The 20,787-nt window shown below is 37.3% G+C and carries 19 protein-coding genes; 9 read left to right on the top strand and 10 right to left on the bottom strand.

Annotation, left to right across the window (positions count from 1 at the left end; all coding sequences use genetic code 11):
- Positions 1 to 351: 351 nt before the first annotated feature.
- From J4Q03_RS08955 to J4Q03_RS08940, 4 genes are all read left to right on the top strand, one after another.
- Positions 352 to 1,320 carry a helix-turn-helix transcriptional regulator gene (locus J4Q03_RS08955; RefSeq protein ID WP_426047855.1) on the top strand — a complete coding sequence of 323 codons (969 nt, stop codon included), beginning with the start codon at positions 352 to 354 and terminating at the stop codon, positions 1,318 to 1,320.
- 79 nt (positions 1,321 to 1,399) lie between these two features.
- Positions 1,400 to 1,813: a transposase gene (locus J4Q03_RS08950; protein WP_426047854.1), complete on the top strand. Its 414-nt coding sequence runs from the start codon at positions 1,400 to 1,402 to the stop codon at positions 1,811 to 1,813.
- Positions 1,814 to 1,815: 2 nt separating this feature from the next.
- Positions 1,816 to 2,136, top strand: a complete 321-nt coding sequence (locus tag J4Q03_RS08945) for a helix-turn-helix domain-containing protein (RefSeq protein WP_426047853.1) — start codon at positions 1,816 to 1,818, stop codon at positions 2,134 to 2,136.
- Positions 2,137 to 2,343: 207 nt separating this feature from the next.
- Positions 2,344 to 4,140 (top strand): hypothetical protein, encoded by a 1,797-nt coding sequence (locus tag J4Q03_RS08940; RefSeq protein ID WP_426047852.1) that lies wholly within the window; start codon positions 2,344 to 2,346, stop codon positions 4,138 to 4,140.
- A 52-nt stretch (positions 4,141 to 4,192) separates the two neighbouring features.
- On the opposite strand, the gene J4Q03_RS08935 is transcribed toward J4Q03_RS08940, so the two are convergent.
- The 4 genes from J4Q03_RS08935 to J4Q03_RS08920 all read right to left on the bottom strand — a co-directional run bounded on the left by J4Q03_RS08935 (position 4,193) and on the right by J4Q03_RS08920 (position 8,333).
- The gene (locus J4Q03_RS08935) at positions 4,193 to 4,540 is read right to left on the bottom strand and encodes a DUF1801 domain-containing protein (RefSeq protein ID WP_426047851.1); all 348 of its coding nucleotides are present in this window, start codon (positions 4,538 to 4,540) and stop codon (positions 4,193 to 4,195) included.
- Positions 4,541 to 4,566: 26 nt separating this feature from the next.
- On the bottom strand, positions 4,567 to 6,399 hold the full coding sequence (locus tag J4Q03_RS08930) for an ABC transporter ATP-binding protein (protein WP_426047850.1): 1,833 nt from the start codon (positions 6,397 to 6,399) through the stop codon (positions 4,567 to 4,569).
- Between the two features lie 191 nt (positions 6,400 to 6,590).
- On the bottom strand, positions 6,591 to 7,511 hold the full coding sequence (locus tag J4Q03_RS08925) for a M28 family peptidase (RefSeq protein ID WP_426047849.1): 921 nt from the start codon (positions 7,509 to 7,511) through the stop codon (positions 6,591 to 6,593).
- A 432-nt stretch (positions 7,512 to 7,943) separates the two neighbouring features.
- The gene (locus J4Q03_RS08920) at positions 7,944 to 8,333 is read right to left on the bottom strand and encodes a DUF4293 domain-containing protein (protein ID WP_426047848.1); all 390 of its coding nucleotides are present in this window, start codon (positions 8,331 to 8,333) and stop codon (positions 7,944 to 7,946) included.
- Positions 8,334 to 8,478: 145 nt separating this feature from the next.
- Here J4Q03_RS08920 and rho point away from each other — a divergent pair, with 145 nt between their 5' ends.
- Together rho and J4Q03_RS08910 are read left to right on the top strand one after the other, a co-directional pair.
- On the top strand, positions 8,479 to 10,341 hold the full coding sequence (gene rho / locus J4Q03_RS08915; RefSeq protein WP_426047847.1) for a transcription termination factor Rho: 1,863 nt from the start codon (positions 8,479 to 8,481) through the stop codon (positions 10,339 to 10,341).
- 335 nt (positions 10,342 to 10,676) lie between these two features.
- Positions 10,677 to 11,273, top strand: a complete 597-nt coding sequence (locus tag J4Q03_RS08910; protein ID WP_426047846.1) for a superoxide dismutase — start codon at positions 10,677 to 10,679, stop codon at positions 11,271 to 11,273.
- A 96-nt stretch (positions 11,274 to 11,369) separates the two neighbouring features.
- Here J4Q03_RS08910 and J4Q03_RS08905 read toward each other — a convergent pair whose 3' ends face one another.
- Together J4Q03_RS08905 and J4Q03_RS08900 are read right to left on the bottom strand one after the other, a co-directional pair.
- On the bottom strand, positions 11,370 to 11,789 hold the full coding sequence (locus J4Q03_RS08905; RefSeq protein ID WP_426047845.1) for a DUF6146 family protein: 420 nt from the start codon (positions 11,787 to 11,789) through the stop codon (positions 11,370 to 11,372).
- Positions 11,790 to 11,844: 55 nt separating this feature from the next.
- Entirely contained in the window at positions 11,845 to 13,032 is a 1,188-nt protein-coding gene (locus J4Q03_RS08900; RefSeq protein WP_426047844.1) for an endonuclease, read from the bottom strand.
- Between the two features lie 244 nt (positions 13,033 to 13,276).
- On the opposite strand from J4Q03_RS08900, the gene J4Q03_RS08895 reads away from it, so the two are divergent.
- The 3 genes from J4Q03_RS08895 to J4Q03_RS08885 all read left to right on the top strand — a co-directional run bounded on the left by J4Q03_RS08895 (position 13,277) and on the right by J4Q03_RS08885 (position 18,123).
- Positions 13,277 to 16,153, top strand: coding sequence for a carboxypeptidase regulatory-like domain-containing protein (locus J4Q03_RS08895; protein ID WP_426047843.1), 2,877 nt, complete (start codon positions 13,277 to 13,279; stop codon positions 16,151 to 16,153).
- 17 nt (positions 16,154 to 16,170) lie between these two features.
- On the top strand, positions 16,171 to 17,568 hold the full coding sequence (locus J4Q03_RS08890; protein ID WP_426047842.1) for a DUF5689 domain-containing protein: 1,398 nt from the start codon (positions 16,171 to 16,173) through the stop codon (positions 17,566 to 17,568).
- 201 nt (positions 17,569 to 17,769) lie between these two features.
- Positions 17,770 to 18,123: a hypothetical protein gene (locus J4Q03_RS08885; RefSeq protein WP_426047841.1), complete on the top strand. Its 354-nt coding sequence runs from the start codon at positions 17,770 to 17,772 to the stop codon at positions 18,121 to 18,123.
- A 61-nt stretch (positions 18,124 to 18,184) separates the two neighbouring features.
- On the opposite strand, the gene J4Q03_RS08880 is transcribed toward J4Q03_RS08885, so the two are convergent.
- From J4Q03_RS08880 to J4Q03_RS08865, 4 genes are all read right to left on the bottom strand, one after another.
- Positions 18,185 to 18,655, bottom strand: coding sequence for a DUF6702 family protein (locus tag J4Q03_RS08880; RefSeq protein ID WP_238639943.1), 471 nt, complete (start codon positions 18,653 to 18,655; stop codon positions 18,185 to 18,187).
- 58 nt (positions 18,656 to 18,713) lie between these two features.
- Positions 18,714 to 19,466: a TIGR00730 family Rossman fold protein gene (locus tag J4Q03_RS08875; RefSeq protein WP_426047840.1), complete on the bottom strand. Its 753-nt coding sequence runs from the start codon at positions 19,464 to 19,466 to the stop codon at positions 18,714 to 18,716.
- A 6-nt stretch (positions 19,467 to 19,472) separates the two neighbouring features.
- Positions 19,473 to 20,186, bottom strand: coding sequence for a nucleotidyltransferase family protein (locus J4Q03_RS08870; protein WP_426047839.1), 714 nt, complete (start codon positions 20,184 to 20,186; stop codon positions 19,473 to 19,475).
- 113 nt (positions 20,187 to 20,299) lie between these two features.
- Entirely contained in the window at positions 20,300 to 20,707 is a 408-nt protein-coding gene (locus J4Q03_RS08865; protein WP_426047838.1) for a RapZ C-terminal domain-containing protein, read from the bottom strand.
- Positions 20,708 to 20,787: the final 80 nt, after the last annotated feature.

The following is a 20,787-nucleotide window of genomic DNA, read 5'->3' as shown; positions in this document are numbered from 1 at the left end:
TATTGTTGGGGGTAAGGATATTTTTTTCATTCAATTGTATTTGTGGCATACTAATTTTTTGCATGTTAATTGATTATGTTATGAATAATACCATATATTTACGTAGATAGACTGAAAAATTATACGGATTTATTAAGCTGACAATCTGCTTGATAGCTTAAAAAAAACACCTCTTCACAATCAATTATCATTCAGCAAAAACCGCAGACGCATTTCATATGTCCTGATGTTTTTGTGTGTGCTTGATGAGTATTAATATGATTCAAGTTGCCTTGTTTTGTACAAAAAGCAACCTGAGCATTATGATAACACAAAAACACAAACGCAATGATTTTTAAAAGTTTCTTTCGAATGATCAGCGGCGAAGCGGAGGAATTATATGATGAGGATGAACGTAATTATCTTAATCTTATTAATAAATACCTTCTTTTCCTTTTCCTGCTGTTCTTATTTTACTCAATATTTATTATTATCTTCTTCGGAGATGCAGTGATCTCTACATTTTTAACGATTATTACTCTTTTCTGGTTTTTTTTAATGGCTGTTAAAGGAAAGACAAACCGCTACAGAAAAAGATTGAAAACAAGTGTTATTTTTGTTTTTATTCTGCTCACTTTTATCATCAGTTTCTTTCATATTTATACTTTTAAGAATGCAGGAGTTGAATATTTCTATTTCTCACTTTTATTTGCTATCCCATTCTTTTTCAATTATAAGGAAGATTTTATTTCAATCCTGATTCTTGCTTTTATCATCAGTGCCAATTGTATTGCCTGCCTCTATTTTGACTTTAATTTTCTTCCTAAAAGTATTTTTTTTGAGGATGGAGATTTCAAAACCATAAAACTGCTCAATATTCTATTTTCCATAGGATCATTTCTGATGGATATTTCTTTTATTACTCAGAAAGATGACCTGATTAATGGGCTTATGGAGGATACGAGAATAAAGGATTCTACCATAGAAGCTCTGGAAAACACCAATATCGAACTCTTAAAACAGCAAATGCTCATCAATCATCTTACAGAAGAGAATATCCGTGAAATCTATAGTCTGGCAGAAAGTAACTCGCCGCTGTTCTTTGATAAATTCCAGATCTTTTTCCCACATTTTATTCCTGCTGTTTTATCAAAAAATCCGAACCTTATTCATTCCGAACTTTATTTCTGTGCTTTAATGAAGATTGATTTTGATACTAAAAAAATTGCACAGTGTACGAACAGCAGCATCAGAGCAGTAGAAAGTAAAAAATACAGAATCAGGAAAAAGCTGAATATTCCTTCTGAAATGAACATCAACAGTTTTATTCTCAAAATATAATTTTTTTACTTGATTGAGTAGTATTACGTAGAATGAAAGGCTTTCAATTCGTTTTGTTGTTGATATTTTTGTTGTCATAATGAATTTAAAACAAATACATATCGGAAGTTTAGTGAAAGCAAAAGCAGAAGAGCTCCGAATGCCTTCAGAAAGAATCATGAATTATTTTCATTGTACCGAAAATGAAATAGAAGAGATGTATCTGAAGGAAAGTATGGAAACCCAGAAGCTGCTCAGATGGAGTAAGCTCCTTCACTTTGATTTCTTTAGAATTTATACCGGGCATCTTATTCTCTATGCTCCTCCATCTACTATGCGCAGCGGGATTAAATTGGCTCAATCTACTCTTACCTTCAGGAAGAGTGTGTATACCGAGGAGGTTAAGGTGTTTATACTGGACAAGATAATAACCGGGAAGATGACTGCAAAAGAAATCATGATAAAGTATAAGATTCCTAAGACAACCATTTGCAGATGGGTGAAAAAAGTATAGACATGCCAGATTTTAAACAAATATATACTGATATTATCAAAGAGAAATTTCCGGAAAAAATAAATGATCCTGTGATAATCAATAAGCTTGATTCTCTAAATACAGCAATAGATATTTTAAAATTCAATACATTCATCTTTGGCCGCCCGGAATATGCTGTCGAATTTAAAAATCAGCGACTGCGTTCCTATGATGAATCGTCCATCCGTGAAATTCTTAATTACCAGAAGAAAAATAAGCTGACCAATACTGAAACAGCCAATCATTTCAAAACCAGCCGGAATACCATTGCCAAATGGAAGTCTATTTATAAGACGGGATAATCTTCTGCCATTTTTTTCTGAATAAAATTCAAATTATTACATTTCATGTATTTTGACTGTTTCCTATAAATAACTGATTTATTGTACGTTTTACTACTCATGCGTAGTATTGCGTAAGTTTTTTTGAGATAATAAACCTTTATGGGTGATACTTTTGTATTGGCGGAAATGCCAGTTTAAAAAATAACAAACATAATTATTTCGAAAATGATGAAAACAAATTCTACAACAGCGAAAATCAAAGTTCTGCTTCTGGCGATGCTTTTGGTTTTTGGACAGTTCTATTCTCAGAACGGTGCAGTAGGGATCAATACATCTTTACCTAATGAAAATTCGGTCTTGGATGTAGTCTCCGGAGGAAACAATAAAGGAATACTCATTCCACGTCTTACCGAAATCCAAAGAGATGCAATAAGCATTAATAGGCTTAAGGATGACGGTCTTACCATCTATAATACAACAGAAGACTGCTTTAATTACTGGAGCCTTGCCGATGATGAATGGAAAAGTGTCTGCGGCCAGCTGGGAAAAGCTGTATTTACAGTGGTCTGCTCCAATACAAAAGCAATGGGAACCTATGTAAAAGGAAAGGAATTGACCCCGTCAAACTATCTGAGTATTGCTGTCAATGTGACCAAAGCAGGAAATTATACCATCTCGGGAACCACTCCCAACGGCTATAACTTTTATGGAACGGGAACATTCCTCAATACAGGAGTGCAAACCATTCAGATTGCAGGGCAGGGAACTCCTCTGAATATTCAGACTGATGATGTATCGCTGAATGCCAATGGAAGCGATGTGACCTGTACACCTGCTGTATCTATAACTGTTCTCAGCCCTGCCGGAACCTATACTATGAGTTGTGGAAGTGCTGTTGCCAATGGAGTTTATAAAGTGGGAACAGCTCTTACAGCGTCCAATACTATTACCTTACCTGTGAACGTTTCTTCATTAGGAAGTTATACCATTACCACAAATACGGTAGATGGAATTTCATTCAGAGGTTCCGGAACATTTACGGCTACAGGAAGTCAAAATGTGATCTTAAGCGGTACGGGAACACCATCTTCTACTGCTGTGAAAACAATGACCATTACTTCTGACAGCCAGGGAGGAGTTTCAACAACCTGTAATGTAAGTATCATTGTAGTAATCCCTAAAAAAACAGTTTTACATATAGGTCTGGAGACAGCTTACGGGTATAGTGCTTTTACAGGGCCTTCCAGAAGCCTTATGGATTCTCCAACCAATTTTGGAACAACGGCTTCGAGTATTGTAAAATATGAAGGCTTTACCCATACGTCGCTGGGAAACTCACCATCTTCAGCAGCGCTTCAGACAGCCCTGAACAATAAACCGGATATTGTAATTATCGGGTATGCCTATACTCCAAATGCTACTGATGCAGGATATATTGCGTCCTATCTCAATAAAAAAGGAATTGTGATTGCCTTAACTGATGATACAGGAACTGCACAGAATCTATTCAGAGGGATTTTTTCAGATCCTACTATTTCAGCTTCCAATGGAGCGGGAGCAGGATCGGTGTATGCTCTTTCTAACACTGATGATCCTATATTGAATGGCCCTTTCGGGGATGTAAGAGGAAAAAACTGGGGTGAGGATGCTTCCACAACAATTGGAATTTCAGGTCTTACAAGCGGATTTGTGCCTTACAGCTATGCACAGCCGATTAACAGTACAACAGCAAGAACCGGTATTTCCGGGCTGAGAAGCAGCAGTCTGAACTTTATATGGTTTGGAGATGGTGGATTCTTAAGCAATGAGAATGCAAACGGAAGCCCTTTTTCAAGCAATACTATAGAGCCATTTGTTGCACCAAGCTCAGGAGGATATTTTCCTGTTCAGAAAGCTACGTACGGTTATGCAGGAAACGGATATTCAGCCGGAGGTATGCAGGTGCAAAATTCCATACTGTTTGCAAATATGATCGCATGGGCGGTTAAGCAGGCAGAATTCAGCGGAATTAATACACAGTAGTGAAAAAAGTTTTTAAACAGGGCTGCGGCATGGTGAAACCATGCCGCAGCTTTTATTTTATATGCTTCTTAACTTCTTCTGTAAGGTTTAAAATAATATCAACAGGCAAATCCTCTTCCATATCAATCAGAAGGATTTTAAACTTCTTTCTGCCATCCTGAATCAACAGAGGATGATCTAGTCTGTCCCCGTGATAGAAACTTACGTAATGCTGCTTATATTTTTTGCTGTAATAGAGATAACACAGCATTTTCCTTTTGTATTTGAAGAATGGAAGTCCGAAGCTTAGGGTTTCCGTTATATTTTCCGTGTCGGATGCCAGGATTTTTTTGCGTAAAAACAAAAGAGTACTTCTTTCAGGTTCTTTAATTCTGTAGAAATACTCTTGTATAGGATTCATTTAGTTGAATTTAATTCAATAAACGATTAGTCAAAATTTTGGAGTTCTACCAGCTTGTGGTACATTCCTTTTTTGGCAATAAGATCATGATGTGTTCCCTGTTCCACTACAATTCCTTTCTCCATTACTACGATCCAGTCTGCTTTTTGGATCGTCGAAAGTCTGTGGGCAATAACCAGGGACGTTCTGTTTTCCATCATTTTATCCAAAGCATCCTGAACGAATCTTTCCGATTCCGTATCCAGGGCGGAGGTGGCTTCATCCAGAATCATTACCGGTGGGTTTTTCAATACGGCTCTTGCAATAGAAACCCTCTGTTTCTGACCTCCGGAAAGTTTATTCCCGTCATCTCCGATATTGGCATCATATCCATCAGGAAGATTCGAAATAAAAGCATCAGCATTGGCAATTTTTGCAGCCTCTACTACCTCTTCTCTGGTAGCATCAGGTTTACCCATTAGGATATTATTATAAACAGAATCATTGAATAATACAGACTCCTGGGTTACCATTCCCAGAAGCTGACGGTATTCTTTTAATTTTAAATGTTTAATGTCAGTTCCGTCAATTAAAATTTCCCCCTCATTCACGTCATAGAATCTGGCCAGAAGGTTGGCGATGGTTGTTTTTCCGCTTCCGCTCTGTCCTACAAGGGCTATGGTTTTTCCTTTCGGAATGATCAGCGAGAAATTTTTAAGGATAACATTGTCTTTATCATAATAGAATCCAATGTTTCTGAATTCAATTTGATTGTTAAGTGTAGAGATTGAAACAGGCTCAGCAATTTCTTCTACCTTTAAATCATAATCAAGAACTTCAGCCACTCTTTCCAAACTCGCCATTCCTCCCTGGATAGAAGAAATTGCACTGGAAAGTTTTTTGGCAGGATCCAGGATCTGGAAGAACATTCCGATGAAAACCAGGAAAGCCTGAGGTTTCATAGTCTGCTCCTCTAAAATTTGAGTTCCGGCATACCAGGTAATGATAAGAATGGTAATAGAACCAAGAAATTCGCTCATAGGAGACGCGAGTTCTCTTCTTCTGCTCATATCAATGGCAAATTTCTGCCAGTTGGTCGTTGTTTCGTTGAATCTGTTCTTAAGGATCTTATCCGCATTGAAGATCTTAATCACTTTAGAAGATTTTAAAGTTTCGTCTACCAGTGAAAACAGGTTTCCTAGCTCAGCCTGGGCATAATGAGCCTGCTTTTTTAAGCTTTTTCCGGTCCATGAGATCAACAATCCCATAACCGGGAAAACAATCAGTGAAAAAAGGGTCAGCTGAGGAGACAGTAAAAATAATGCAATCAATGAAGAGATGATCATAAAGGGAGCATTAATGATATCCACTAATACACCCATAATTCCACCTTCTACACCCCCGATATCATTGGAAATCCTGGACATCATGTCTCCCTTTCTCTGTTCTGTAAAGAAAGAAACCGGAAGCTGCAGGAATTTATTGTACATCGCAGTACGAAGATCTTTGGTAATGCCCACACGGTAATTCACCAAAAGAAAAGCGCCTATATATCTGAAAATATTCCTTAATAGAAATGAAACTCCTGTAATCGCACACAGAACAGCAAGTACGTAAACAGCACCATGCTGGTCAATCTGTGTCTGTACAAAATAATAAGCTTTATCCTTTATATAATTGAAATAATCGCCGAAGGCTCCACTCCATACCGGTTCTTTTCCCTGTCTTTCAATCGTGCCGAACATCAGTCCCAAAATAGGAAGCATAGTTCCCACAGATAAGATATTGAGTAAGGAGTATAGTATATTGAAAAACATACTTCCGAAAAGGTATTTTTGATGCGGTTTCGCGAAATAAAGTATTCTTTGTAATGGTTTCATTCAAGAAAAATTGGATAGCAAAATTACGTAAAATTAAAGTAAAAGACGTTCTTAATCCTGTTTTACTTTAGTTAATATGTTTCAATTAGATATGTTTTGTTACAAACGTTTGTTTAATTTTTAATGATCAGAAGGGTTCAGGGTATGAAAAAACCGCCAGTCCGGCGGTTTTGTTTTTGTCATTTTATTATTTAAAATTTTACTTTGTCATTATATTTCGGAGCAAAATTCTTTGGAGTCAGTTTTTCCAAAGTCTTTCCAACGTTATTGATGATGGTTGTTAAATTGTCAAAATCTACAACGTTTACATCATCACTTTCGTTATGGTAATGGGAAGCTTTCGTCATATCCACGGTAGAAAATGAGTGAGCTATGATCTTTTTCTTTACAAAACTTACATTGTCTGATCTGTAGAATAATTTTTGTGCAGCATAGGGATCGGAATTGATTTTTAATCCGTTGGCCGCATACTTATTAAAAAGTTCATCAAAATCAGAAAACTCATCCCCTGTCATAAAAAGAGCATTCTTACCGAACTGGGATTCTGTAGCCACCATTTCAAAATTGAAAAGTGCTGTCATATTATTATATACCTTATCCAAACCGACATCTGTGGAAATAGCTCTTGACCCCAGCATCCCTTTTTCTTCCCCGTTGAAGGCCATAAAAACCATTGAAAATTCCGGTTTTTTGTTCTTAAAATAATCGGCGATACCTGCTAAAGTGGTAATTCCGCTCGCATCATCATCTGCACCGTTATAAATATTGTCACCTGTTTTGTCACTGGTCCCGATATGGTCGAAATGTCCGGAGAAACCTAGATATTTATCTGTTTTTCCTTTTTTGATTCCACATACATTATAAGCTTTCTTTCCTTCGTAATCGAAAGGGATCAGGTAAGAATTTCCGGTACAGTATTCAAGATTGTTTTCTTTGAAAAGCGTTGCAATATATTCTGCAGCCTTATCATTTTCAGGAGTTCCGATCTCGCGGCCTTTCATTTCGTCTGAAGCAAGGGTTGCAAGAATTGTGGTTACTCTTTCTTTGGAAACTTCCTGAGCAAAGGTAAATGCTGAGAAAAAGGTCAGAGCAAGGTAGGTTAGTTTTTTCATTTTTTTGGTATAATTTAATAGAATCTGTCGTATTCTTAACGGAAATGTTGCACGAAATGATATAAAATATCTGGTGAGCATACATTTTTGAACCATTAAGAAGGTTAAAGGGGGTAAATATAATTAAGAAAATCATCTGCTTTTAAGTGAAGCTGAACTTAATATTCTTAAAAGCTTATTCAATCTTAATGGTTTATTTTAAACGCAAAGTTTAATTTAAAAATGTAAAAATTAAGGATGCAAAGTAAAAATCAATCTTCGATTGATTGAATAAACGCTCGTATTACCATCCGCTTAATCAACGGCGTAGCCGGCAACTTTGCCTCACTTAAAAATAATACGGTTCGAATATGAAACTTTGCGTCAAAAAAACTTATGTATAAAAAAACAGCTCCTTTCGGAACTGTTCTCACTCAAAAAATCGTTGTAAGGCTATCGAAGTCGGTCTACAGATTTTACGAGCCTCTCATCTCTGCGGATATAGGTGTTTGCAATAAGCAGACATATCACCGCGATCAATGGGAAAACCGGCTCAATACCCTTCTCAGGAAAATGAATTCCTCCGGATAAGTTTAGTAACCAGTACGCCAATACACCAATCAACAAAACGTTTATAATGATGCTGAATGTATTCAGCAAAATTTGTCTTTTCCTGTTTTTAAAACTAAAAATACTCAATGCTCCTATCAAAACAAGGGCAATACAGCTTATATCAATCACCGGAATATTGCCGAAAACATCAATATCCTGTCCTGTAATGAAAAGGGAAACAGCAGCCAAAACTGCCAAAAGAGTCCATATAGTCTGTATTCTCTGTAACATAGATTATTAAATACTGGGCAAAAATAACATAAATTTTGCACAATTCAAAAATAAGTGTAGATTTGCATTATACATATGTACTTGAAAACAAAAGTCACCGGACTTACTTTTCTTACTCACAATTAATTACATTTTTACATTAAGTATGTTTAACATAGAAACGTTAAGGTCAAAATCCGTAACGGAACTGACTAAAATCTTAAAAGATTTAGGCGTTAAAGTTGCTAGAAACAGCAATGATAATGATAAGATCTTTGCCGTTCTTGACTTTCAGGCTTCTAACCCTAAAGTTGCAAAAGATTATTTCAACGCCACAGAAACCAGTATGGATACTGAAGAAAAACCGGCAGAAAAACCTGCCAAGGCTCCTGTAAAAAAAGCAGCGCCTAAAAGACAACCTGCCAAACCCAAAGCAGAAGTAAAAGCACCCACTGAAGAAAGCCCTAAAGCTGAAGAGAAAGTAGAAGAAAAGGTGCCTGCTGCTGAAGAAATAAAGCAGGAAGAGCCCAAAGCTGAAACAGTTTCCGCTCCTGAAGAAAACAATTCAGCACAGGCTAGAAAAAAAAGAAAGAGAGTAACGGCCAACACAGGCAATACAGAAACTCCACAAGACAGAGCAGAAGCTCCTAAAAATGCAGAACCTCAGGAAGCTGCCCCATCAGAAGAAAAGCCTGTTACTTCCCAACCTCAGGCGAGATCCCAACAAAAAGGACACAACAATCCGCAAAACAGCGGAAACCAAAATAAGAACCCTAATCAGCATCAAAACCAAAACCAGGGTCAGAACCAAAATCCTAATCAACACCAGAATCAGAATCCAAACCAAAATCAGCAGAGACAACATGCTGACAGAAATGAGGACCATCATTCTGAGCACAGAAAAGAATTCAGTTTTGACGGGATGGTAAGTATTGAAGGGGTTTTGGAAATCCTTCCGGACAACTACGGATTCCTTCGTTCATCTGATTTCAGTTATATCTCTTCTCCTGATGATGTGTATGTGTCTACAGCACAGATCAGAAATTTTGGTCTAAAAACCGGAGATACCGTTAAAGGAATTGTAAGGCTTCCGAAAGAAGGTGAAAAATATTTTTCATTACTTAAGCCTACGGAAGTGAACGGACGTGATCTTGCGTTCATCAAAGACCGTGTTGCCTTTGAATATTTGACTCCGCTTTTCCCTGAAGAGAAATTCAACCTTACCGGAAATGGCTCTACGCTTTCAACAAGAATTGTAGATCTTTTCGCACCTATCGGAAAAGGACAGAGAGCGATGATCGTTGCCCAGCCTAAAACAGGTAAAACGATGTTGCTTAAAGATATTGCCAACTCTATTGCTGCCAATCATCCTGAAGTATATATGATGGTTCTTTTGATTGACGAACGTCCTGAAGAAGTTACCGATATGGAAAGAAGTGTAAATGCAGAAGTTATTGCGTCTACCTTTGATGAAGCAGCTGACAAACATGTAAAAGTAGCGAATCTTGTTTTAGCAAAAGCCCAGAGAATGGTTGAATGCGGACATGATGTAGTGATTTTGCTGGATTCAATTACGAGGTTGGCAAGAGCTTATAATACCGTTACACCGGCATCAGGTAAAGTTTTATCAGGTGGTGTGGATGCTAATGCACTTCACAAGCCGAAAAGATTTTTCGGGGCAGCCAGAAAGATTGAAGGAGGTGGTTCATTAACCATTATTGCCACTGCACTGATCGATACCGGTTCTAAAATGGACGAAGTGATCTTTGAAGAATTCAAAGGAACAGGTAATATGGAGCTTCAGCTGGACAGAAAAATTGCCAACAGAAGAATTTATCCTGCCATCGATCTTGTGTCTTCAAGCACACGTAGAGATGATCTTCTTTTAGATGAGGTGACTTCACAGAGAATGTGGATCTTCAGAAAATATCTTTCTGAAATGAATCCTGTAGAAGCAATGGAATTTGTAAATAAAAACATCAGAGGAACTTTGAATAACGAAGAATTCCTGATGTCTATGAATAAATAGATTAAATTTAATTGTTAAAAAAGCACGGAGATCAGCTGATTTCCGTGCTTTTTTTTGGATGGGAGGGAGTAAAAGCGTAGTAGAATTTGAGAGGGTTAGAGCTTGAAGATTTTAGAGATTTATTCAGTTGTAGTTTTTTATTAATTAAAATAAGACTTTGACATGTATTTTACCCTACAATAACCTCCGTCTTTCCACTTCCTGCTTTCCTCTTATAAAAATTAATTCATTCTAAATCAATATATCAATGTTAAAGATTTATTAAAGTAATCCCCAGTTTTTGATAATAGCTTAAATATTGGCTAAATTTGGATATAACATTAAAAATAAAAATTATGTCATTTGAATTACCTAAATTGGGATATGCATACGATGCATTGGAGCCTACTATTGATGCAAAAACTATGGAAATCCACCATACAAAACATCACCAGGCGTATATTGACAATTTAAATAAAGCTATTGAAGGAACTGAATTGGCAGGAAAAACGATTGAAGAGATCTGCCAGACAGGAACTGATAAGCCAGCAGTAAGAAATAATGGAGGAGGGCACTTTAACCATTCTTTATTCTGGGAAATTTTAACTCCGGGTGGAAGCAAAGAGCCGGTAGGAAATGTAAAAGCAGCCATTGAAACATATGGAGGTCTTGAAAAATTCAAAACTGATTTTTCTGATGCCGCTAAAACAAGATTCGGTTCAGGATGGGCTTGGTTAGTGAAGAACTCAGACGGTTCTGTATCTGTTTCTTCTACTCCAAACCAGGATAACCCATTAATGCCTGTTGCAGACGTGAAAGGAACTCCGGTTCTTGGATTGGATGTTTGGGAGCATGCTTACTATTTAAACTACCAAAACAGAAGACCTGATTATGTTTCAGCATTCTTTGATGTTGTAAACTGGGACAAAGTGGAGGAATTATTCAACAAATAATTTTCAGCTATTATAAAAATAAAAAAGGTTCAGAAGCAATTCTGAACCTTTTTTATTATAGATCAAACGTGTAAGAAACGTTGATTTAGTATTATTCTATCTCACGGCGTCGCTTCCGGAAAGTCCACTCATTTTGAGTCCGTATTTCCAGCTGACATAAGCAAAGACCTGATACAGCTTATACTCGAATTTTATTCCGTAGTTTTCTCTTGGATCGTAATCTATGCCCGACTCTATGATATTCCGGTATTTCCCTGAATTGTAGTAGGAATTCCACTCAGTAACCAGGAATGTATTTTTTGTTTTCAGATAAGACTCTGAATACTGGCTTATTGGTTTTGCCACTGCATTCAAAAAATAATCAAACTGAGTATCAATCACAGTAAGTTCCCACTCTCCGTCTTCATTTTTTGAAGGCTTCATTTCTGATTTTTCTTCATCTTTCCGGGGGCTGTTTTGGGAAAAGCAGCTGAAAGGAATACATGCGAAAAAAAGCAGTATAATAAGATTTTTCATAATCAAAACATTGATATAATAAATAAGCACTCAAAATGAGTGCCTAAGTTAATTTTTATGGTTCTTTCTGAAGAATAACAAATGCCGGGAAGTGGTCACTGTATCCTCCTGTAAACTGGTCTCCGTTCCAAGATCTGAAAGGATAGCCCTTATAATTTCCTTCTTTGTTCACTAAATAAGGTGGAGCAAAGATCTCTGCTTTATACACGGAATATTCTTTTGTCACCTGATCGGATACTGCATTTTTAGAAACAATGATCTGGTCAAAAAGGTTAGGAGCATCCTGGTAAGCCAGTGAAGCGATACCTTTCTTATATAAAGGATACATTAAATTAAGGTAAGGTGTGGTTTCGCTAAGGTCTTTAGGACTTGCAACAGCTTTTAAATGATTTTTCAAGCTTGCGCTCACAGGATCATCATTAAAGTCACCCATGGCAAAAAGTTTAGTGGAAGGATCTGCTGCCCTTATGCTGTCCATCTGCTGTTTCAGTAAAGCGGCAGCGGCATTTCTTTTGGGTAGTGAAACGGCCTCGCCACCTCTTCTTGATGGCCAGTGGTTCATGAAAAATGCAACTTTTTCATTGTCAAGGAAACCTGTTACCACCAAAATGTCTCTTGTATATTCTCTTTTACCGTCATCACCGAAAACTTTCAGTTCTTTTTTCAATGAATTGGTTGGGGTAAATCTTCTTTTCTGATAAATTAAAGCCACATCAATTCCTCTGTAGTCATAAGAATTATAATGAATAATTCCGTAATCATATTTAGCAAGAGCAGGTTGCTTTACCAGGTCTTCAATGACCTGTCTGTTTTCAACTTCTATAAGTCCAACTACTGCAGGCGCCGTTTTGGTATACTGGGCTCCCATTTCGGAAATCACCTTGGCTTCGTTGGCAAGTTTGGCTTTGTAGATTTTAGTATTATAATTTTTACCGCTGCTTGGCGTGAATTCGTCAGAGCCGCTTTGATATCTTACTGCCTTTTTACCTATTAAAGCACCGTCACTCCAGGGCCCGTCATGTTTCTCTGCTTCTAGAAACTTAATAGAATCCATTGGAATGCTTCTGTGGAAAGCCGGATTACGGATGTCTTTTGTGCCATCAATATAGTCTGCAGAACGGATGGTGTCCCAAAGGTTTTCAACATTCAAAAAGCCAACAGTAGCCACTTTTCTAAGTTTCCCCTGTTGTGCAAAAGCCATTATTGAAAAAATAACAGCCATAAAACTCATCAATCTCTTCATCCTCTAGAGTATTAAAATTATTTAAACCACAAATTTACCTTTTTTTAATTCACTCCATTTAAATATTTGTAAATTTAAAACAAGATAAAACAATTCTCTTATATAATGAATCTTAAAAGGTTGCAATGTTAAGAAAAAATATTGTTAAAAAAGTTGGAGATTCCAAATTTTGATTAAATTTGTGCCCCCAACTTTTAAACTGTTGAGAATTAAGAAGAAAAGTATTAAAAAAAATAATATACTCATGATTAAAAAATTATCATTAGTCTCTTTATTTACTTTACTTCCTGCTTCATTCTATTTTGCGCAGACTACTGTGTTTGCGTATCTTAAGGATGCCGATGGAAAGCCTGTTGAAAGGGCAGAAGTAGATCTTAAAGGGAGCGAAAATGATGTAACGGCTGACAAAATTGGATACTTCCAGTTTGTAGACCTGCAGCCGGGCCATTATCAAATTATGATTGCGAAACCAAACTTCGAAACCAAAATGATGGAGTTTGACGTAACCAATGAGAAAAGAAAGGATCTGGGGGTAATAACTCTATATTCTACACTTACAAGCGCAGATCAGGGATTAGCGATTATAGACAATGATGATGATGACAGTAACAGCAGTGGACAGGCTTCTACAGTAGGATTACTACAATCTTCTCAGGATATTTTCAGCAGAATTGCTGCGTTTGATTTAGGGTTTTACTGGTTCCGCCCAAGAGGAATTGACGGAAGAACAGGAGAATCTATGCTGAATGGTGTCTCAATGGTAAAATCTGATAATGGTAATGTTGATTTCAGCAATTGGGGTGGACTGAACGAGATCACGAGATATCCGGAGATCGCATCTAACCATTCCCCGTCTGAATACGCTTTTGGTGGAAACAGCTCTGTTGTGTACAAGAATACAAAAGCCAGTGAGTATAGAAAAGGATTCCAGTTTACACAATCCCTGACCAACAGAAACTACAGAAACAGAACATCTTTACGATATACTTCAGGAATGAACAGTAAAGGATGGGCGTTTACTGTAATGGGAGCCAGAAGGTGGGCGGAAGAAGGAATTCAGGAAGGAACCTTCTATGATGCCTATGGCGCTTATTTGGGGGTAGAAAAGAAATTCAGTGACAGTCATACAATGACTTTCAACTTTATCGGTGCACCATACAGAAGATCTACAGCAAGCCCGAGTACCCAGGAAGTCTATGATTACAGAGGAGTACACTATAACTCTTATTGGGGATGGCAGGATGGAGAAAAAAGAAGTGAAAGGGTCAGAAGAGGATTCCAGCCGCTTTTCCAGGTGCAGGATTTCTGGAAGATCAATAAAAACTCCAGCCTTTGGACGACTGCATCTTACCAGTTCGGAAAAGATAAAGGGTCACGTTTAGACTGGAATGGGGTTACCAATCCATCGCCTACATACTACAGAAACTTACCAAGTTATTATATTAACAGTATTATTTATAACTCCGTTAATAACACTGAAACTGATCCCATGCAGTATAATACACTTTGGGATGCCTATAATACAAGTATGTCTAACTGGCAGAACGGAGATCCTAATGTAACTCAGATCAACTGGGGACAGATCTATGCCAATAACCAAAAGAACGATGTTACGGACCAGGCTGAGATGGCCCGTTTGTACGGGTTATCAGGAAAACGTTCCAAGATATATCTTGTAGATGATGTAAGTGATGATAAGATTTTCAACGCTGGCACGCACTATACGTACAACTTCAACGACCGTATGAAATTTGTCATGAACGTTTCCTATCAGAACTACAGATCTGAGCTTTACCGTGAAATGAAAGATCTTTTAGGCGGAGATTATGCCATTGGTGTAGATCCGTTTAAAGAATCGGCCAAACCTGGCTCTACAGGATTCTATAATACTTTGGATCCTAATGTTCAGCTGAGAGTGGGAGACCGTATGACTTATAATTATATTTTGAGAAGACAGGAAGCGAAAGTAAATCCGGGACTGAAATTTTCTACAGGAAATTTCGATGTATTTGTTTCTGCTTTGGCCGGCTATTCCACTTCAAACAGAGAAGGTCTTTTCAAACATTATTTATATGAAAACTCTTATGGGAAAAGTAAAGATTACAATTTCTGGAACTTCGGTCTGAAAGGACAGATTGTTTACCGTATCAACGGACGTAATTTCTTAGTGTACAATGGAGCGATGTACAATCAGGCGCCATTCCTTGAAGATTTGTTTATCAATCCCAGAATTAATGCCCTTGTTAACCCTAATATCAGAAGTACGGTATACACAGCTAATGATTTAAGCTATGTGATCAATACGCCTTTCCTTAAATTAAGAGCATCAGGATATATTGTCGATACGCAGAACGAAACCAATGTGCAGCGTTTCTTTGCAGACGGAATTCAGATGAGCAGCACCAATCCTGACGGATCTGTTTCCCAGGTACAGAGTGCATTTGTTACCCAGGTGATGTCTAATCTTGAGAAAAGAAATATGGGAGTGGAATTAGGTGTTGACCTAAAAGTTATTCCTACCTTATCTTTACAGGGTCTTGCAAGTTTAGGCCAGTATACGTACAGAAATAATCCGGAAGTTTATTTGGTTTCTGATGCCTCAGGAAGCAGTGTGACTTCTTTCGGAAAAGCATATCTGAAAGATTATAAGCAGGGTGGGACTCCTCAGAGAGCTTTCTCATTAGGTTTCCGGTATAACAATCCGAAATACTGGTGGGTAGGAGCAAACTGGAATTATTTCGATAATAATTATCTGGATCCGGCTCCGGCTTTAAGAACGAATAACTTTATTCAAAACCCGTATTCAAGCACTCCTTATTTAGGTCTTACAGATGGTGATATACGCGATATGCTGAAGCCGGTAGAACTTCCTTCTGCATTTTTTCTGAATGCTAATGCAGGGAAATCATTCATGATTGGAAAGTATTATATATTGTTGACTGCTTCTGTGAATAATATCTTGAACAACAGAAGATTCATCACGGGAGGTTTCGAGCAGACAAGAGAGACAAAAGCAATGGATTTCGCTTATGATTACTATAGCCCTAAATCTTCTTTCGGACCGAAATACTGGTATACTCAGGGACGTTCGTACTTCGTTAACTTACAATTCAGATTCTAATAAATAAAAAAATAACAATGAATAATTTCACTAACTTTTTCAAAACGGCATTCGTAGCAGTAGGTGTACTGTCTGCAGTGTCTTCTTGTGTAAAGAATGATGATTGGGAAACTCCTCCAATTGTTTGTTCCAATAAATTTGAGGCGCCAACCATTTCAATGGCTGATTTTGCAGCTCAGGCTCCTGCTACAGGATATAAACTCATTACAACAGATCAGATCTTCGACGGTTATATCGTTTCTTCTGATGCTCAGGGAAATTTCTATAAAACAATCTCTTTCCAGGATAAAACGGTAAACCCTAGTGTAGGTCTACAGATCGAGGTGGATAAAGCAAGTAATTTTGCAGACTTCCCGGTAGGTGCACATATCAGAATTAATGCGAAAGGACTACGTTTAGGACTGGACAGAGGATCGATTAAACTTGGTTCCGAAGATCCGAATTTCGCCATTGGCAGAATTCCTCAGGCTCTTTTAGGCAGATATGTTTCCGGAGTGTGTAATGGCAATGGTTTGGATATCCAGACTATTATTCCAACAAAACTTAATTCATTGAATGATGCAAAACAGGCTAATCTGATCAATACTTTAGTGACGGTATCTGATGTGCAGTTCAGCATGAGTGAGATCTTCCCAGTTCAGAAAAAATATCTTGATTATGATGCAGGAGGCCAAGGTTTGGATACAGACAGAAATATTGAAGATAAATTGGGTGGTACTGCAGTGATCAGAAACTCAGGATTCTTCAAGAGTGGAGGAGAGCTGGTGCCAAAAGGAAGCGGAACGATTACTTTTGTAGTAAGCAGATATAATTCAACATGGCAGATGCTGATCAGAAGCTTATCTGACGTTAATTTTGGCGGAACAAGAGTAGATCCAACGCCACCTAAAGGAGGTACAGAGATCGCTTATTCAGGTTCTTTCCTTGAAAACTTCGAAAGCTACTCACTGAATCCTACTAATCTTGAAGTGTATCCTAAATATGTAAATGATGCAGTATTAGGAAACAGATACTGGCAGTTAAAGTCTTTCAGCAATAATAAGTATATTCAGCTGGGAGCTAATTCAGGATCCGGGAATTATTTAACGTATTTTGCGGTACCTGTTGATTTTACTGCTGCCAATACCCTGAAGTTTGATGTAAACGTCGGATTCTGGAACGGTAATGCTTTAAAAGTTTACTACACAACCAATTATACTCCGCTTGGAGATATTACAACGGCAACAAAAACAGATATTACATCTGCATTTACCATTCCACAATCCCCTGCCACTGGTTATGGTACATTGACTCCTGCGGGAACTTATACTTTACCTGCCGGATTAACAGGAAACGGATTTATCCTGTTCGAATATACAGGAGCATCACCTGGTGTTACAACGACCATTCAGTTAGATAATATTCAGGTTCAATAATCAAGATCTGATATTTTAAATACAGGCCGTCTTTTATAGGACGGCCTTTTTTATGCTTGGATAATTATTTTAACTTTGTTTTAAACTTAATACCATGCAGGAAAATAAAATAATAAGGGGAATACTGATAACAGGAAGTGTACTCCTTTTAATATATATATATATTTGTTTAAATTAAGGATTGGTCTACCCAATCAGAATATGCTTAAAAATACCAAATATGCTGTGGGAATTGTGACCTCAAGTTATTATACAGATAGAGGAAGAAGCGGAAATAACTTTAAATTTATGTATGATGGCGGCCATATTATAGAGTTGAAAGCAAATGGTGAGTATACAAAAGGCAGAAAATACCTGGTGGCTTTTGACTCTTTAAACATTGAAAACGGAGTTATTCTACTCGAAAAATATGATATCACAGATTCTCTTATCCAACACGGTATTTATCCAAAATATAACATGTATGATGAAACCTGGTCTTTGATCAAAATTCCTTTTCAATATGATAAGAGTGATATAGAATATGACCTTAAAAAGGTTTATGAAGGACTTTAGAAGAATAAAGGAACAAAAAAACCACTGCATCTGCAGTGGTCCATATTTTAAATTATTCCGTTTAGAAAGAAACTTCATTTACTTCCTTGCCTCGCTGGAAGTTCATTACTTTCTGGCTTCCTTTGTATGCAACACTAACAATGTTGATCTGCTTAGGAAAAGCACTTAAAAGAATAGTGTTTTTAATCTTTAAGGTATTGATATCGGAAACACCACCGGTCTCAAAATACACCCATACAGTTTCTCCGCTTACCTGACTTCCGGTGAAGGTTATAGTTTTTGGAGATCCATTGACGAACACATCAAAATTATTATTTACATATTTTTTTACCTCTGCTTCAAATCCTGCTGTACTGGGATTGATTTTAATAGCATCAGAAATATGGTTGGTATTCATTTTTGTGGTAAACTTCAATGTTTTGCTTCCATCTATATAATCAACTTTGGTCATTGAAGAGAAAAAGTCTACATACATAAAACTCATTAACACAAAAAATGTTAAAATTCCTGATATATATAAAAGTTTTTTCATCTTAATTAATAGATTTACAATCATTCTTGCTAATTATAGGTCACAAATAATATGCCAATTAAAAATTTACATTCACAGAATATTTATCATAGAATGCCTTGATGTGTGCAACAGCCTCGTCAGCAGTGTCTACCACACGATATAAGTCTAAATCACCTTCAGCAATCATTCCTTCTTTTAACAGTGTTGCTTTAAACCAATCCAGTAATCCACTCCAAAATTCACTTCCTACCAGAACAATCGGGAACTTGCCTATTTTATTGGTCTGAATCAGAGTCATTGCTTCCGTAAGCTCGTCCAGGGTGCCAAAACCTCCCGGCATGACTACGAATCCCTGAGAATATTTCACAAACATTACCTTTCGTACAAAAAAGTAATCGAAGTTCATAGAATAGGATTTATTAATATACGGGTTAAAATGCTGTTCAAACGGTAGATCGATATTAAGTCCGATAGATCTTCCCTGTGCATTAAAAGCGCCTTTATTTCCTGCCTCCATGATCCCGGGACCGCCTCCGGTAATGATTCCAAAGCCCAGTTTGGTGATCTTTTCCGCAATTTCAACCGCCATTTCGTAATATTTGCTTTCAGGCTTCAGTCTGGCAGAACCAAATATAGAAACGCACGGTCCTATCTTGGCGAGCTTTTCATACCCGTCTACAAATTCAGCCATTACTTTGAAAACCATCCAGCTGTCTTTGGTGATGGTTTCGTCCCAGGTTTTCTGTCTGAGACTGTTGTGAAGTTTTGTTTCGTTAATATCAAGCGCAGGATTTACTAAGCTTTCATCCCTGGTTCCATCCATTTCCATTGCAATTTATTTAAAATGTTTTTCGGCTTCTATTACAGATTCCGGTCTTCCCACATCTATCAGAATGCTGTCATGTACAAATCCGTGGATATGTTCAGTCTGCATCAGGTCAAGATATTCTTCCATAACAGAAAACTTGCCGGTTCTCTTTATTTTTTCAAAGATAGCAGGGTTGATACAATGAACACCACTGAAGGCAAGAGCTTTAAAGCCTTTGTTGAATTCCGCAAGCCTCTGCTCTCCCGACTGTACATTAAGCCAGCCTCTCAAAACCATATCGTCATTGAAAAGCAGCTTTCTGGAACTATCTCTGTCGGAAACCGCTAAAGTAGCGAAATCTTTTATCTTTTTATGATATTCAACGAGTGCATTAATATTGATATCCGTTAAAATATCAGCATTCATGATCAGAAAATCTTCCCCGTGATCGAGGAACCTTCTAGCAAAAATCAAGCCGCCACCGGTTTCCAGCAGCTCATCCGTCTCATCTGAGATTTCAATGCTGCATCCGAAATTACTGTTTTTATTTAAAAATTCAACAATCTGATTTCCAAAATGATGGATATTGATCACAAAATCTTTTATTCCGAAGCCTTTAAGATAATTGATATTTCTTTCCAAAAGCGGGATGCCGTTTACCGGAGCCAGTGCTTTTGGGTGGTGATCCGTAAAAGGTTTGAGCCTTGTGCCTTTTCCGGCAGCAAAAATTAAAGCTTTCATTTTTTATTTATAATTGATGAATGATAATTGATGAATGATTAGGAAATGAGCAAGGGATAAGTGATAACTGATGTTTAAATGGTGGTAATCATGTATCTCTTATCAATGACCATTTATGCATTCAGGTGGTGCTGTTCGTCATGGTGAAGGCTTATTTCTATACCTTCAGGATATTTTTCCTTGATGAATTCAGCGATCTTGATTGCAGAATACACAGATCTGTGCTGTCCGCCCGTACATCCGAAATTGATCTGTAGGTCTTCAAAACCTCTTTCCAGATAATTATCGATATTGATTGAAATAATGGATTTTACCAGCTCGAGAAACTTCGGCATCTCGGTTTTTGTTTCTAGGTATTCCTGAACCCCGATATCGTTTCCTGTCTGGATTTTGTATTCCTCAATTCTTCCGGGATTTAAAATTCCTCTGCAGTCGAAGGTAAAACCTCCGCCATTTCCTGAGTGGTCTTTAGGAATTCCTCCTTTTTTGTAGGAAAAACTGTGTATGTCGATGTGTAACATTTTCTTTATTTTTTAATTTGAACCATTAAGGTTTCTTTATTTTTATTGATAACCGATTATCTGTAATCTGTCAGCCTTAT

This window comes from Chryseobacterium sp. NFX27, from assembly GCF_049887855.1.
In the GTDB taxonomy this organism is placed as follows: Bacteria; Bacteroidota; Bacteroidia; order Flavobacteriales; family Weeksellaceae; genus Chryseobacterium.
Note: the sequence above shows the minus strand (reverse complement) of the source record. Positions and strands in the feature narration are given on the sequence as shown.

Excerpts from the sequence above, each read along its gene's own strand:
- J4Q03_RS08940 (WP_426047852.1), top strand. The coding sequence starts at position 2,344 with ATGATGAAAACAAATTCTACAACAGCGAAAATCAAAGTTCTGCTTCTG.
- J4Q03_RS08900 (WP_426047844.1), bottom strand. The coding sequence starts at position 13,032 with ATGAAGAGATTGATGAGTTTTATGGCTGTTATTTTTTCAATAATGGCT.
- J4Q03_RS08865 (WP_426047838.1), bottom strand. The coding sequence starts at position 20,707 with ATGTTACACATCGACATACACAGTTTTTCCTACAAAAAAGGAGGAATT.
- J4Q03_RS08890 (WP_426047842.1), top strand. The coding sequence starts at position 16,171 with ATGAATAATTTCACTAACTTTTTCAAAACGGCATTCGTAGCAGTAGGT.
- J4Q03_RS08955 (WP_426047855.1), top strand. The coding sequence starts at position 352 with ATGATCAGCGGCGAAGCGGAGGAATTATATGATGAGGATGAACGTAAT.
- J4Q03_RS08885 (WP_426047841.1), top strand. The coding sequence starts at position 17,770 with ATGCTTAAAAATACCAAATATGCTGTGGGAATTGTGACCTCAAGTTAT.
- J4Q03_RS08875 (WP_426047840.1), bottom strand. The coding sequence starts at position 19,466 with ATGGAAATGGATGGAACCAGGGATGAAAGCTTAGTAAATCCTGCGCTT.
- J4Q03_RS08920 (WP_426047848.1), bottom strand. The coding sequence starts at position 8,333 with ATGTTACAGAGAATACAGACTATATGGACTCTTTTGGCAGTTTTGGCT.
- J4Q03_RS08910 (WP_426047846.1), top strand. The coding sequence starts at position 10,677 with ATGTCATTTGAATTACCTAAATTGGGATATGCATACGATGCATTGGAG.
- J4Q03_RS08880 (WP_238639943.1), bottom strand. The coding sequence starts at position 18,655 with ATGAAAAAACTTTTATATATATCAGGAATTTTAACATTTTTTGTGTTA.
- J4Q03_RS08950 (WP_426047854.1), top strand. The coding sequence starts at position 1,400 with ATGAATTTAAAACAAATACATATCGGAAGTTTAGTGAAAGCAAAAGCA.
- J4Q03_RS08905 (WP_426047845.1), bottom strand. The coding sequence starts at position 11,789 with ATGAAAAATCTTATTATACTGCTTTTTTTCGCATGTATTCCTTTCAGC.
- J4Q03_RS08930 (WP_426047850.1), bottom strand. The coding sequence starts at position 6,399 with ATGAAACCATTACAAAGAATACTTTATTTCGCGAAACCGCATCAAAAA.
- J4Q03_RS08945 (WP_426047853.1), top strand. The coding sequence starts at position 1,816 with ATGCCAGATTTTAAACAAATATATACTGATATTATCAAAGAGAAATTT.
- J4Q03_RS08895 (WP_426047843.1), top strand. The coding sequence starts at position 13,277 with ATGATTAAAAAATTATCATTAGTCTCTTTATTTACTTTACTTCCTGCT.
- J4Q03_RS08935 (WP_426047851.1), bottom strand. The coding sequence starts at position 4,540 with ATGAATCCTATACAAGAGTATTTCTACAGAATTAAAGAACCTGAAAGA.
- J4Q03_RS08870 (WP_426047839.1), bottom strand. The coding sequence starts at position 20,186 with ATGAAAGCTTTAATTTTTGCTGCCGGAAAAGGCACAAGGCTCAAACCT.
- J4Q03_RS08925 (WP_426047849.1), bottom strand. The coding sequence starts at position 7,511 with ATGAAAAAACTAACCTACCTTGCTCTGACCTTTTTCTCAGCATTTACC.
- rho (WP_426047847.1), top strand. The coding sequence starts at position 8,479 with ATGTTTAACATAGAAACGTTAAGGTCAAAATCCGTAACGGAACTGACT.